This window comes from Bradyrhizobium sp. 22, from assembly GCF_000482425.1.
Lineage (GTDB): Bacteria > Pseudomonadota > Alphaproteobacteria > Rhizobiales > Xanthobacteraceae > Bradyrhizobium > Bradyrhizobium japonicum_B.
In genome coordinates this window covers 1,266,412-1,278,218 of sequence record NZ_KI519399.1, presented here as the reverse complement: position 1 = coordinate 1,278,218, position 11,807 = coordinate 1,266,412, and the positions used below count along the sequence as shown (strand labels likewise).

15 protein-coding genes and 1 tRNA gene are annotated in these 11,807 nt (G+C 64.0%); 6 read left to right on the top strand and 10 right to left on the bottom strand.

All coding sequences use genetic code 11. The features are described from left to right. Positions 1–7: 7 nt before the first annotated feature. Positions 8–178 carry a hypothetical protein gene (locus K410_RS38315; protein WP_245269334.1) on the bottom strand — a complete coding sequence of 57 codons (171 nt, stop codon included), beginning with the start codon at positions 176–178 and terminating at the stop codon, positions 8–10. 255 nt (positions 179–433) lie between these two features. Beyond that, the gene (locus K410_RS40965; protein WP_245269333.1) at positions 434–931 is read right to left on the bottom strand and encodes a hypothetical protein; all 498 of its coding nucleotides are present in this window, start codon (positions 929–931) and stop codon (positions 434–436) included. 174 nt (positions 932–1,105) lie between these two features. Here K410_RS40965 and K410_RS40960 point away from each other — a divergent pair, with 174 nt between their 5' ends. Next, complete coding sequence (locus K410_RS40960) at positions 1,106–1,489, top strand: hypothetical protein (RefSeq protein ID WP_028134245.1); 384 nt, start codon at positions 1,106–1,108, stop codon at positions 1,487–1,489. Positions 1,490–1,512: 23 nt separating this feature from the next. After that, positions 1,513–1,986 carry an NUDIX hydrolase gene (locus K410_RS0107340; RefSeq protein WP_028134244.1) on the top strand — a complete coding sequence of 158 codons (474 nt, stop codon included), beginning with the start codon at positions 1,513–1,515 and terminating at the stop codon, positions 1,984–1,986. Between the two features lie 267 nt (positions 1,987–2,253). Here K410_RS0107340 and K410_RS0107335 read toward each other — a convergent pair whose 3' ends face one another. From K410_RS0107335 to cpdR, 5 genes are all read right to left on the bottom strand, one after another. Further along, positions 2,254–2,739 carry an L-2-amino-thiazoline-4-carboxylic acid hydrolase gene (locus tag K410_RS0107335; protein WP_028134243.1) on the bottom strand — a complete coding sequence of 162 codons (486 nt, stop codon included), beginning with the start codon at positions 2,737–2,739 and terminating at the stop codon, positions 2,254–2,256. Positions 2,740–2,812: 73 nt separating this feature from the next. Continuing rightward, positions 2,813–3,349, bottom strand: a complete 537-nt coding sequence (locus K410_RS0107330; RefSeq protein WP_028134242.1) for a DUF488 domain-containing protein — start codon at positions 3,347–3,349, stop codon at positions 2,813–2,815. Positions 3,350–3,380: 31 nt separating this feature from the next. Then, positions 3,381–3,608, bottom strand: a complete 228-nt coding sequence (locus K410_RS0107325) for a hypervirulence associated TUDOR domain-containing protein (RefSeq protein ID WP_028134241.1) — start codon at positions 3,606–3,608, stop codon at positions 3,381–3,383. A 139-nt stretch (positions 3,609–3,747) separates the two neighbouring features. After that, positions 3,748–3,822, bottom strand: a tRNA-Val gene (locus K410_RS0107320). Between the two features lie 75 nt (positions 3,823–3,897). Then, positions 3,898–4,257 carry a cell cycle two-component system response regulator CpdR gene (cpdR, locus tag K410_RS0107315; RefSeq protein WP_007597092.1) on the bottom strand — a complete coding sequence of 120 codons (360 nt, stop codon included), beginning with the start codon at positions 4,255–4,257 and terminating at the stop codon, positions 3,898–3,900. Positions 4,258–4,590: 333 nt separating this feature from the next. Here cpdR and K410_RS0107310 point away from each other — a divergent pair, with 333 nt between their 5' ends. After that, positions 4,591–5,481, top strand: a complete 891-nt coding sequence (locus tag K410_RS0107310) for an N-formylglutamate amidohydrolase (protein WP_028134240.1) — start codon at positions 4,591–4,593, stop codon at positions 5,479–5,481. Between the two features lie 537 nt (positions 5,482–6,018). Next, the gene (gene hisN, locus K410_RS0107305; RefSeq protein ID WP_028134239.1) at positions 6,019–6,801 is read left to right on the top strand and encodes a histidinol-phosphatase; all 783 of its coding nucleotides are present in this window, start codon (positions 6,019–6,021) and stop codon (positions 6,799–6,801) included. Positions 6,802–6,897: 96 nt separating this feature from the next. On the opposite strand, the gene K410_RS0107300 is transcribed toward hisN, so the two are convergent. Next, the gene (locus tag K410_RS0107300) at positions 6,898–7,788 is read right to left on the bottom strand and encodes a LysR substrate-binding domain-containing protein (RefSeq protein WP_028134238.1); all 891 of its coding nucleotides are present in this window, start codon (positions 7,786–7,788) and stop codon (positions 6,898–6,900) included. A gap of 89 nt (positions 7,789–7,877) precedes the next feature. Between K410_RS0107300 and K410_RS0107295 the strand changes: the two genes are divergently transcribed. Then, the gene (locus K410_RS0107295) at positions 7,878–8,630 is read left to right on the top strand and encodes a sulfite exporter TauE/SafE family protein (protein ID WP_028134237.1); all 753 of its coding nucleotides are present in this window, start codon (positions 7,878–7,880) and stop codon (positions 8,628–8,630) included. Between the two features lie 5 nt (positions 8,631–8,635). On the opposite strand, the gene K410_RS0107290 is transcribed toward K410_RS0107295, so the two are convergent. Next, a complete protein-coding gene (locus tag K410_RS0107290; protein ID WP_028134236.1) occupies positions 8,636–9,046 on the bottom strand; it encodes a GFA family protein in 411 nt (136 codons plus the stop codon). Between the two features lie 56 nt (positions 9,047–9,102). Beyond that, positions 9,103–9,735: a LysE family translocator gene (locus K410_RS0107285; RefSeq protein WP_028134235.1), complete on the bottom strand. Its 633-nt coding sequence runs from the start codon at positions 9,733–9,735 to the stop codon at positions 9,103–9,105. Between the two features lie 220 nt (positions 9,736–9,955). Here K410_RS0107285 and K410_RS0107280 point away from each other — a divergent pair, with 220 nt between their 5' ends. Beyond that, positions 9,956–11,752 (top strand): adenylate/guanylate cyclase domain-containing protein, encoded by a 1,797-nt coding sequence (locus K410_RS0107280; protein WP_028134234.1) that lies wholly within the window; start codon positions 9,956–9,958, stop codon positions 11,750–11,752. Positions 11,753–11,807 lie beyond the last annotated feature (55 nt).

Sequence of the window (11,807 nt, the reverse complement as noted above, 5' to 3'; positions counted from 1 at the left end):
GCCGCCTTCAGCGGTTTATCTGCCCGAAGCTGCCAGGCACCTGGACATGAATTTCACAGGAGATCGTCGCGACGCGGGCGTCGAGGAGAGAAGCCAGCAATACGGCGCGGTCGATCACCGCGACTGGGGTCGGGTGAGGATAGCTGGTGAGAGCGAGCAAGACGTCCTGGACTGCCATTTGAACTCTCCGAACTGATGCTGACTGAGCATATTCACGCGAGTTCCGGACAGCTTGATCTAGCTCAGAGTACCGGCGGCTTGCTCCCTGGCTATGAGAGGCTGCGGCCGACCACGACCTTCTGCTGCGACGTCATTGCGCAGACCGGCCCTTCACAACAGACAGGCTGGCGGAGCTGGGGGCCTTTGCGGGCCCGGACATGGCTGTCGACGTCACAACACGCACTTCGGGAGCGGCCTTTTCGTCGATCTGCCGTTATTGGATATTGAATAGAGCCCCCGGGCATTCGTTGGTTTCGGTCGTTGCGACCAGCTGGGCGGCGAACGAGGTCGGCTTCGGGATTGCGACGATCTTCCAACGTCCCTGCTTGTTGAGCCAGAACCGTCCTGTCGTGGTCGCGACGCGGCGCTCGGTGTATTTTTTTGTCGAAAACAACGGGATCTTCGTCTTGGGCGCGGGAACTTCCTTCCAACCGTCGGAGGAATAGAATTCCTGGAAGAAGCGATGCCATTCGATTTTTTGATATTCATGGTGCGAAACGACGACCTCGACAATGGCTTTCCCGTAAGCCATGTCGGACTGAATGGATCGGGTTCGACCTGCAGGCACCTCGTGTGGAGCGGTTCCTGGACCTGAAGCAGATTCAGTCTCTGACTTTGCGAAAGCATCGCCGAGGTCACTGGCTGCCCCACATTTGGGTCGTCGGCGGGCCCTGAGCAAATAGGCACCGTCGACGGGCCTTGCCCGGTCCATGGGTTATTGCTGCAATAGATGTAGCGTGACCATGACGACCAGCCGCCGATTGACGCCTTTTCCTCCGCTTTGCCCGTCGCGCGGTCCCAAACGCTGATGTACTTGATCGTCTTGCTCGGGGGGCACGCCGTGATGGCAGGACCAGTCCACCAATGCGTGGTTTCGAACTCATAGATGGATTGGCTCGGATATGAGGACGTCACTACTTTGGCGCTAGTCAGCGCGTGGTGCGCCGAACAATCCACACCCTTGGTGTCGATCCAGCAGAAGATCTTGAAGCTATCGCTCGGCCAGCAACCCGCATGCACCACGGACGATCCGAGAAGGCCGATCACGAACGTCAGCGCAAAGAGACAGGCTCGCACGGTCAATCCCCCGGTTTGCACCTTCTCGTTGAGCTTGCCCCATCTGGTTGCGACTACCTTGATCAGGATCAACGCATTGATCCCAGCGACGGAGCTGTGCCGCAAAGGGGATGGCTTCGCTGCGCTCGCAATGGCGGAGCAAGCAGCAGCCGCCTCGCTTTCAAACCCGCTCTACCCTCGTTGCGAAAGCTGATGAGACGGCCTAACCATGCCTCCATGACCACGTGGCGCCCCCATCCCCACATCCGCGTCGTCGCACTCGGCCTGCATTGGCGGGACGGGCGGCTGCTGGCGGCCGAGGTGCGCGACGATGCGGGCCGGATCAAGGGCGTGCGGCCGCTCGGCGGCGAGATCGAGTTCGGCGAAGGCTGGCAGGCTGCGCTGGTGCGCGAGTTCAAAGAAGAGCTCGGCGTCGACGTCGCCATCACGAGCGAGTCGCGGGCGATGGAGAACATCTTTGTGCACGAAGGCTCGACCGGGCACGAAGTGATGTTCATCGCGGAGGTCGCGTTTCCGGATGGCGCATTCGCCGGCCAGGACTGCATCGACTTCCGCGAGGACAATGGCGAAGAAATTGTCGCGCGCTGGTTCGACCTTGCTGATCTCGACGTAGACGGCGGTCCGAGCCTCTATCCGACCGGGCTGAAGGACATGCTGCTCGGGAGCAGACTCTCAACTTCGTCATCCTGAGGTGTGAGCAGCGCAGTGCGTCCGCACTGCGCTGAGCCTCGAAGGATGAACGACCCCCGATATAGCGGGGGCCGTTGCCCTCAAGGGCCGCTGAAGAAGCGGCCACCTCAGGGTGACAGTTACGGATTCGGACGAAGCGCAGAAAGATTCTGGATTGCTTCGCTGCGCTCGCAATGACGGAATGTGAGGCGACAACATGGCGCTCAACGCTACCACACCTCCGCGCCAGTATCGCCACGGCGAGACAGATCGTCCGCGTCTTTCCCCTCACTGCGATCCGCCTCCATCGCGCCGGTAGCGGAAATCGCAATGAGGCGCGCCCTGCATGATGGTCTGCGTGCGCGTGAGCCTGACGTCGGGACCGAACCCTTCCGCGGTGGCGAAATCGGCGGTGCAGACCAGGAGAAAGCCCAGCTCCGGCTCGCCGAGCGCCTTGTAGAACTCGGCGTAGGCGCAACGCGTCACGTCGAAGGCGAAGACGTCGTGCGACTGCTCGATGACATCATAGGCGAGCGCGTCGTCGCGCGCGTAGGTCCTGAAGGCCGATGAGACCGCCCTGCCGAGATCCGCGTCGTTCTCGTCTTGATTCTTGGCCTTCCAGAATTGCTCGCCGAAGCCGCGATAGAGATCGCCGAGCGCCTTGCGCACCAGCGCGTTGGCGCGCGCCTCGCCGAGCTCGGCCTGGAGCGCCCTAACCAGCGGCACCAGCACCTGCGCCTGGATCTTGGCTTGCTCGATGACGGATATGCTCATGGCCGGGCTCGTGTCGCATGGCCACATCGTAGCCAGGGTGCAGCGTCAGCATAACCTCGTGGGCGAGAATTGGCTAACTCTCGGCAGGGTAGGTCAGATGGCCGCCAGCTGCGACCCGCGCCGCCGGATTCATCTCGGCCGGTTTGACCTGCCCGGGTCCGAGAATGTGAAACACCGTCTCGCCGGCTGCGATCAGGTAATCCGTGATGATCCGCCGGTGGCATCGCCACCACAACGTCTCCGCGCACATGATGGCGCAGCGCTGCACCTGCCCTAGAGCCAGCAGATGCGCCAGCCCTTCAAGAAAGGCCGCGCTCATGGCGTGGTCGGCATAATTGTGGAAGCTGCCGTTCTGCCAGAACGCATTGGTCTCGCGCGGCACCTCGCGCTTGCGGCTGCGCAGGCCGCCAAGTGAGGCAATGTGCTCGTAGCCGATCGAAACGGCCGCGAGCGACTGAGGGAGGGTCTCGCGATTGTACTGCGGGTTGGTGCGGGAGCGGGGCACGGTGCGAACGTCGGCCACGAACGTGACCGAGCTGTCCTGCAACAATCGGGCGAATTCCTCGATCGAACGTGTGGCATGACCGATGGTGAAGAACGGATGAGCCATGGACGCCTCGCCGACTCGGCTCACGGCGCCGTCAGCTCTTCAACAGCCGCAAGGCGCGCCCTTTGTGCAAGGCGACGTGATCCGTCTTGTCGCTTTTGATCTCATATTGCGGATCGTCCGGGCTGGCGTGGTGGGTGTAGCCCTTGTAGTCGACGTCCCTCCTGTGCACGCGCTGGATATGGCCGCGCACACGGCCGGCCTCGGAATTCCAGCTGACGTGATCGCCGCGCTTGAAGGATTTTGTGGGGGGCTTTGGCATGACGGACCAATGCCTGGCGGTAGGGCGTGTTCCAGACCGAGCAAGCCCGCACCAGTCCGTCTTCGCTCTTCGAGCTACGCCGGACACGCTTCGCCGTTATTGGGCGTGGCTGCGCCACGCGAAGCCTTTTGGCGAAGCGTGGTGGGCGCGACAGGGATCGAACCTGTGACCCCTACCATGTCAAGGTAGTGCTCTCCCGCTGAGCTACGCGCCCTAATAGTCCACTTGCGTCGGGTGGGGTCCCTATAACGGCTCAAGGGACCCTGTGCAAGGACGGAACGGGGCCTATTCAGGCCGCCAGCATCTTGTTCACTTCGCTGACCAATTCGCGCAGGTGCACGGGCTTGGACAGCACCTTGGCGTTCTTGGGAGCGTCCGAATCCGAGTTCAGGGCGACTGCGGCAAAGCCGGTGATGAACATGATCTTGATGTCCGGGTCGAGTTCCGAAGCCCGGCGGGCAAGCTCGATGCCGTCCATCTCCGGCATCACGATGTCGGTCAGCAGCATCTCGAACGGCTCTTCCCGCAGCCGCTGATAGGCGGCCATGCCGTTGTCATGGGACGAGACCTGAAAACCGGCGTTTTCCAGCGCCTTGACCAGGAAACGGCGCATGTCGTTGTCGTCTTCGGCGAGCAGGATCTTTGGCATGGCAGGAATCGTCGCATCCCCAGAGGATATCAGCAGAGGTCACTAAGCCCGACAGAGGGTAAATTTGGGGTGAAAATCTTTACCCTGGGCCGGCTGCGCTGCCGCACTCTTGTGAACCGGAAAGCGGCTCGAATCAATCGAGCCGCGCCGCCGCGTCCCCGCTTCCCTGCCCGCACGGTTAAGACGTGTTCCAATGGACCGGTACATCTTTTCGCTTGGCAGAATGGTTGCGATTCCGGACAATGGCGACACATAAGAGCCGCATCCGTCGGCCGAATCAATGCGGTCTGGCTCCCTGCCAGATCCCGGCGCGAAGGGACGAAGCCTGAGAAGATGACCCGGTTTGACGGCGAGACGTCGCCAGCCTTCGAGATCGTGGAGCCCGCGCAATGGCGCGCGCCGGTCATCTTCAACTCGCCCCATTCCGGCTCGACCTATCCGGACGAATTCCTCGCGGCGTCCAGGATCGACCTGCTGACGCTGCGGCGGTCCGAAGATTCCTTCATGGACGAGCTGATCGGCCACTTGAGCGAGCGCGGTTTTCCGACCGTCAGGGTCAACTTTCCCCGCTCCTATGTCGACGTCAATCGCGAGCCCTATGAGCTCGACCCGCGCATGTTCACCGGGCGGCTGCCGAGCTTCGCAAACACCCGCTCGATGCGGGTCGCCGGCGGCCTCGGCACCATTCCGCGCGTGGTCGGCGACGGCCAGGAGATCTACCGCGACCGCATTCTCGTCGACGACGCGCTGGGGCGGATCGAGACGCTGTACAAGCCTTACCATCGCGCGCTGCGCCGGCTGATCAACAAGGTGCACCAGATGTTCGGCACCGTGGTGCTGGTCGATTGCCACTCGATGCCCTCGGTCGGCGTGGCCCGCGACGAGCCGCGCCGGCCCGACGTCGTGATCGGCGACCGCTACGGAACCAGCTGCACGCCGCTTCTGCCCGACCGGGTCGAGGAGACCTTGACCGGCCTGGGCTATTCGATCGGCCGCAACAAGCCCTATGCCGGCGGCTTCATCACCGAGCATTACGGCAATCCCGCGAGCGGCCTGCATGCGGTGCAGCTCGAGCTCAACCGCGCAATCTACATGGACGAGCGGCGGCGCGAGCGCGGTCCGCGCTTTGCGCAGGTGGCGACCGATTTCGGCGTTCTTGCCGACGTGCTGGCGACCACGATTCCGTTCGGCGATCTCGGCCCGTTCCAGGCGGCGGCGGAATAGTCGCCGGCCTCTCTCTTCAATGACGATGTTCTGAGCGCGATCGCGTTTTCGCTTCGCAAGCTTGCGCGCCCAAAACGAAAACGGCGGCGGCAAGAAAAAAGGGCCGCTCGCGAATGACGCAAGCGGCCCAAGTCTAGGGAGGAAACGCCCAAGGAGGGCAGCGGTAACGCCAAGCGCTACCGCACCGCAACAATATGCGACCGCGCCGCACAAAGTGCAAGGACTTTTGAGCCATTTCCCATGCAATACGCACATGGCTCAGTTGCTTCCAGGGAAACCCAGATTCAGTTTCTTTGATAAGGAATTTCAATGGGTTGATAGATGTTTGCATACGAACGAGGCAGGGGCGGAACTAAGTTTTCAACGTTGTGATCGATATTTGGCCAAGGGATGACTGAAAGGGATGGCTATGAGGAGCGACGCGCTGCGGCATCCAAAATACCAGGGTGCAAAGCCAAGACAGCGCTGCCCGCGGGAGGCGAATTGAGCTAGGCAGGAGGCGAGCTTCATCCCACTTTCGCTTCGAGGACCTGGCCTGTGACGGTGATCGACTTCTCCGCCTTCATCGGACGGCTCGCCACCGCCTCCGGCGAAACCATCCTGCCGTTCTTCCGCACCTCGCTGTCGATCGACGACAAGAGCAAAACCAAGGATTTCGATCCGGTCACCGAAGCCGACCGCGCCGCGGAGGCGGTGATGCGCCGGCTGATCAAGGCCAACTTCCCCCAGCACGGCATCGTCGGCGAGGAATTCGGCAGCGAGCGCGAGGACGCCGACTATGTCTGGGTGCTCGATCCCATCGACGGCACAAAATCCTTCATCGGCGGCTTTCCGATCTGGGGGACGCTGATCGCGCTGCTGCACAAGGGCGCGCCGGTGTTCGGCATGATGCATCAGCCCTTCATCGGCGAGCGCTTCTCCGGCGACAACGGCTCGGCCAATTACAAGGGACCCTCCGGCGAGCGCCGGCTCCAAGTCCGCCGCTGCGCCTCGCTCGCGGAAGCGACGTCCTACACCACGAGCCCCCTGCTGATGAACGAGAGCGATCGCGCCATCTTCGGCCGCATCGAACAGGGCGCGCGGCTGTCGCGCTATGGCGGCGACTGCTATTCCTATTGCATGCTGGCCGCAGGTCACGTCGACCTCGTAGTCGAGACCGAGCTGAAGCCGTACGATATCGCAGCGCTGATCCCGATCGTGACCGGCGCCGGCGGCGTCGTCACCACCTGGGAAGGCAGGCCGGCCCCGGGCGGCGGCCGGATCATCGCGGCCGGCGACGCCAGGGTGCACGAAGAAGCGCTGAAGCTTTTGAACCAGTAACAGTCGCGAGCGCGAGCTTGCATGACCGACGCGGGAGCGGAGACGGCGCGGTAGGTGGGTCTCATCCTACCCTGGAGGGAGAGGATAAGCGCCGCCTTACACCGCCTCTGCCCTCAAATGCTCCACCAGCATCTTCGCCGGCCGGGGCAGCGCCTTGAAGCTGCGCGCGCAGATCACCAGGCGGCGGTTGGCGAAGGCATCGCGCAGCCGAACGACCGCGAGCGGCATCAGCTTGGCGCAGCGACGGGCGGCGGCCTCGGGCACGAGGGCGACCCCGACCTCGGCCGCCACCATCTGGCAGATCGCGTCGAAATCACGCAGCCGCGCGCGGAAATGCGGGCGCATGCCGAGACGCGCCGCATGCTTCGAAATGTGCATCTGCAACGCGGTGGCGCTGGTCAGCCCGACAAAATCGCAGGCTCCCGCCTCCTGAAAATCGATCTGGCGCCGGCCGGCGAACGGGCCGCGGCGCGCAGTCACCAGCGTCAGGCGGTCCTCGCTGAACACGAAGCGCTCGATATGGTCGGGCAGCGCGTGCTCGGCGGCGAAGCCGAGATCGGCCGCGCCCGCGGTGATCGCCGCCGCGATGTCGGTGCTCTCGCGCTCCTCGATGTCGACGGCGACATCGCGATGCTCGCGCAGGAAGCCGGCCAACGCCTTGGGCAGATGCTCGGACAGGCCCGACGTGTTGGCGAGAAAGTGCACGCTGGCACGCATGCCGGAGGCAAAGCCGGCGAGATCGCCGCGCATGGCCTCGATCTGGTGGATGACGAGCCTGGCATGATCGAGCAGGCTCTCGCCGGCCGCGGTCAATTCGACGCCCCTGCGGCCGCGCTTGAGCAGAGCGACGCCGAGCGCGTGCTCGAGCCCCTTGATGCGCGCGCTGGCCGAGGCCAGGGCCAGATGCGAGCGTTCCGCGCCGCGGGTGATGCTGCGCTGGTCGGCGACCGCGATGAAGAGCTGAAGGTCGATGAGGTCGAAGCGCATGGCAGGTCTCCCAGCCTTCGCTTCAAGCGAAGGCTTCCTCCGTAACCTCCAGATTGTGCGCCGGCGCGGCTTCGGTCAATGTGCCCGATATGATCGACCCGCTCCTCATCCTCATCGCCGCCGTCTTCCTGATCGCCGGATTCGTCAAAGGCGTGATCGGTCTCGGCCTGCCGACGGTGTCCATGGGCCTGCTTGCGGTGAGCATGACACCGAGCCGCGCCATCGCCATCGTGATCGTGCCCGCCATCGTCACCAACATCTGGCAGACCTTCGTCGGCCCGTATTTGCGCGACATCCTGCGGCGGCTGTGGCCGCTGATGCTCGGCACCGTGATCGGCTGCTGGCTCAATGCCGGCGCGCTGACCGGCCCGCATGCGCGCTACGGCACGATCGTGCTCGGCGTCCTGCTCGTCGTCTATGCGGTGATCGGCCTGAACAAATTCAAATTCCACGTCGCGCCCAGGAACGAGAAATGGGTCGGCGGCGTGGTCGGTGTCGTCACCGGCATGATCTCGGCCTCGACCGGGGTCCAGGTGATCCCCTCGATGCCGTTCATGCAGGCCATCGGCATGGAAAAGGACGAGCTGGTGCAGGCGCTCGGCGTGTTCTTCACGACGGCGACGCTGGCGCTCGCCTTCAACCTCACCGCCGTTGGGCTGTTGACGCCGAGCAATGCCGTGCCGGGCGCCGTGGGCCTCGCCATGGCCTTTGCCGGCATGTTCGTCGGCCAGTCGGTACGGGCGCGGATGCCGGCCGAGTCGTTCCGTCGCTGGTTCCTGATCGCGATGATCCTGCTCGGCCTCTATCTCGCCGGCAGCGCGCTGGCGAAGGAGTTCGCTTAAACGCCTTACGATTTCGGCCCGTAGCCCGGCACCCATTTTTCGTGCTGGGGCAGGTCGTCCTGGATTGTCCACCACGACGCGCGCGACGAGGTGAAGACGTGCAGGCGAGGCCGGACTACCGGGTCGTCATCGAGCAGGCCAGCGGGAATGCTGACGGTCGGGAGATAGCTCGCCTTGCCCGGCGTCGGGCAGCCGCAGGTCCTGCAACGATAGCGGATGCTGCCCGGCGAGGATTCGTAAGATGCCGTCATGTCCTCGCCCGCCACGAAGCGAAACTTGTCGGCATCGACATGGGCGTAGGTCGCGAAGGCGGCGCCGGCCAGCTTGCGGCAATTGACGCAATGGCAGTGCGTCAATGCACGCACTTGGTCGATCTCGAAACGCACGGCACCGCACAGGCAGCTTCCACGAATCATCGAAACCTCCCGAGATGCGGCCTCGATCGGGGCCGCGTCGCATCCGTTCGAACGAGTTACCGGCGCTCCAACATGGCGACGCGGATGCCAAGATAGATGAACAGGCCGCCGAGCGCGCGGTTGACCCAGGCGATCGCGCCCTCGGACTGGCGCAGCCGGTGGGCGGCTTTCGCCGCGAACGCCGCCAGCACCAGGCACCACAGCGTTCCCGTAAAGATGAAGATCAGGCCGAGCGTCAGGAAGGCGAGCGGCTTGTGCGGCGCATCGGCTGCGACGAATTGCGGCAGGAAGGCCAGGAAGAACAGCGCGACCTTGGGATTGAGCGCGTTGGTGAAGACGCCCTGGAGAAAGACCCGCCGCAGCGAGCGGCGCATCGGCTCGTCGATCGCCGCTGCCAGCACCGGGCGCGACCACAGCATCTGAAGCCCGGTCAGGACGAGATAGGCCGCACCGACCAGCTTCAGGATCGAGAAGGCGGTCGACGAGGCCATCAGCAGGGCCGAAAGGCCGATCGCCGCGGCCGCAACATGGACGAAACAGCCGCAACTGATGCCGAAGGCGGCGGCGGCGCCGCCCCGCCAGCCCATCTGCATGCTGCGGCCGATGACGTAGACGGAATCGGGCCCGGGCGTGACGTTGAGCAGCACCCCCGACAGGATGAACAGCCAGATCTCGTGAATGCCCAGCATGCGAAGTATCCCTGCCGCCGTCCGGGCGGTCGCCACCACTTAGTCGGTTCGTCCCGCGCCGTCCACCGCCGGAACTGGGTGGGATTTACCTCGAATTTGCAATGCGGATCCTACTATCGCCCGGCTGCATCTGCTCTATAAAGGCAGGGTTCTTGAAATGCGGGATTCGAGGCGACTGCCACGCCGTGGCCGGTCTGTCCTCCCTTGGAGCTGCGAGAATATGGAAAGACGTCTGGCTGCCATTGTCTGCGCCGATGTCGCCGGCTATTCGCGCATGATGGGCAGCGACGAGGCCGGTACCCATGCTGCCTTCAAGGCTCATCGTGCCGCGATCCACCCCATCATCCTCAATCACGGCGGCCGCGTCGTGAAGAACACCGGCGACGGCTTCCTGCTGGAATTCGCCTCCATCGTCGGCGCCACCGAGGCCGCGATCGCGATGCAGACGTTGATGGCGGAGCGCAACCATCATCTGCCCGCCGACCGCGCCATGCAGTTCCGCCTCGGCATCCACATGGGCGACGTCATCGCCGACGACGACGAGGTGTTCGGCGACGATGTCAACATCGCCGTCCGCCTGGAATCGGTGGCGAGCCCGGGCGGCTTCGCCATCTCGGCCAAGGCCTTCCGCGAGGCCAGCAAGCATCTCACCGTGCCGCTGGTCGATGCCGGCAACCACCGCTTCAAGAACATCAAGGATCCGATCGGCGTCTTTACCTGGACGCCCGAGGGCGCGCCGGCGCTCGCCCCCGAGCTCCGCGAAGCATCCGCCCTCTCGCAGCAGTACCGGACGGCGATCGTCGGCGTGCTGCCCTTCGCCAATCTCAGCGACGCCCAGGACGAATATTTCTCCGACGGCCTCACCGAGGATCTGATCCACGCATTGTCGCTGCAATCCTTCTATCGCGTGCTGAGCCGCAACTCGACCTTCGCTTTCAAGGGCAAGAACACCAGCACGCGCCTGATCGCGCGCGAGATCGACGCCACCTATCTGATCCAGGGCTCGGTGCGTCGCGCCGGCGCCAAGATCCGTGTCACCGCCGAGCTGATCGCGCCGGAAACCGGCGAGCAGCTCTGGACCGGCCGCTACGACCGCGACATCGGCGACTTGTTCGCGATGCAGGACGAGATCACCACCAACCTGTCCGCCGCCATCGCCACCGAGATCGTCCGGGCCGAAGCTTCCGCGCCGGCGCGCCTGTCGACGGATGTGACCGCCTGGGACCGTTTTCTCAAGGGATTGTCGCACTATTACCGGCTGACCCAGGAAGACTCGGCCGCCGCCATCGACCTGTTTCGCGAGGCCATCCGCCTCGATCCAAAACTGTCGATCGCGCACGCTTATCTCGCCACGATCCAGATCCAGAGCATCCAGTTCGGCTGGGTCAAGGGCACCCGGGAGATGTGGGCGGAGGCGATGAATCTCGCCGAAACCAGCGTCCGGCTCGATCCGCGCTCCTCCTTCGCGTTCTCGATCCTGTCCTGGGTCCACGCCATGGAGGGCCATTACGAGGCCGCGATGGACGCCGCCAAGCGTGCCGTCGCGCTGAACCCCTACGACAACGGCGCACGCGGCGTGCTCGGTATCTGCCATTTCGTCATCGGCGAGCACCGCGAGGCGATCGAGCTGTTTTCAATGGCGTCGCAACGCGACAACAGCGACCCGCGCTATCAATGGGCGGCGCTGAACGCCTTCAGCCACTATCTGTTGCGCCAATATGACGCGACCCTGTCATGGGCGCGCGAGCAGCTCTACATCAACCCCAACCACATGCAGGCGTTGGCGATTCGTGCCGCCGCGTTGGCGCAACTGGGGCGTGGCGACGAGGCGAGCGAAGCCGCCCACGTGCTGATGAGCAACTACCCGACTCTCAACGTCGACCGCCACCTGCGCAATTTCCATTGGAAAAAGCCCGAACATCTCGCCCATTATCGCGAGGGCCTGCTGAAGGCCGGCGTGCCGCTCGGCAAGCTGACCCTGGTGCAGAGCGACGTCAAACGCGCCGCCGAGTCCTGACGGGCGCCCGGGGGACACCATTCCGGTCCTTGGCGGCCTCACGCCTGCTCTTATT

Bases quoted from the DNA above. Each gene is read 5' to 3' on its own strand.
- K410_RS40965 (WP_245269333.1), bottom strand. From the start codon at position 931: ATGGACCGGGCAAGGCCCGTCGACGGTGCCTATTTGCTCAGGGCCCGC.
- K410_RS40960 (WP_028134245.1), top strand. From the start codon at position 1,106: ATGGATTGGCTCGGATATGAGGACGTCACTACTTTGGCGCTAGTCAGC.
- K410_RS0107325 (WP_028134241.1), bottom strand. From the start codon at position 3,608: ATGCCAAAGCCCCCCACAAAATCCTTCAAGCGCGGCGATCACGTCAGC.
- K410_RS0107340 (WP_028134244.1), top strand. From the start codon at position 1,513: ATGACCACGTGGCGCCCCCATCCCCACATCCGCGTCGTCGCACTCGGC.
- K410_RS0107330 (WP_028134242.1), bottom strand. From the start codon at position 3,349: ATGGCTCATCCGTTCTTCACCATCGGTCATGCCACACGTTCGATCGAG.
- K410_RS0107295 (WP_028134237.1), top strand. From the start codon at position 7,878: ATGATCGACCCGCTCCTCATCCTCATCGCCGCCGTCTTCCTGATCGCC.
- K410_RS0107280 (WP_028134234.1), top strand. From the start codon at position 9,956: ATGGAAAGACGTCTGGCTGCCATTGTCTGCGCCGATGTCGCCGGCTAT.
- K410_RS0107285 (WP_028134235.1), bottom strand. From the start codon at position 9,735: ATGCTGGGCATTCACGAGATCTGGCTGTTCATCCTGTCGGGGGTGCTG.
- K410_RS0107310 (WP_028134240.1), top strand. From the start codon at position 4,591: ATGACCCGGTTTGACGGCGAGACGTCGCCAGCCTTCGAGATCGTGGAG.
- K410_RS0107290 (WP_028134236.1), bottom strand. From the start codon at position 9,046: ATGATTCGTGGAAGCTGCCTGTGCGGTGCCGTGCGTTTCGAGATCGAC.
- K410_RS0107335 (WP_028134243.1), bottom strand. From the start codon at position 2,739: ATGAGCATATCCGTCATCGAGCAAGCCAAGATCCAGGCGCAGGTGCTG.
- cpdR (WP_007597092.1), bottom strand. From the start codon at position 4,257: ATGCCAAAGATCCTGCTCGCCGAAGACGACAACGACATGCGCCGTTTC.
- K410_RS0107300 (WP_028134238.1), bottom strand. From the start codon at position 7,788: ATGCGCTTCGACCTCATCGACCTTCAGCTCTTCATCGCGGTCGCCGAC.
- K410_RS38315 (WP_245269334.1), bottom strand. From the start codon at position 178: ATGGCAGTCCAGGACGTCTTGCTCGCTCTCACCAGCTATCCTCACCCG.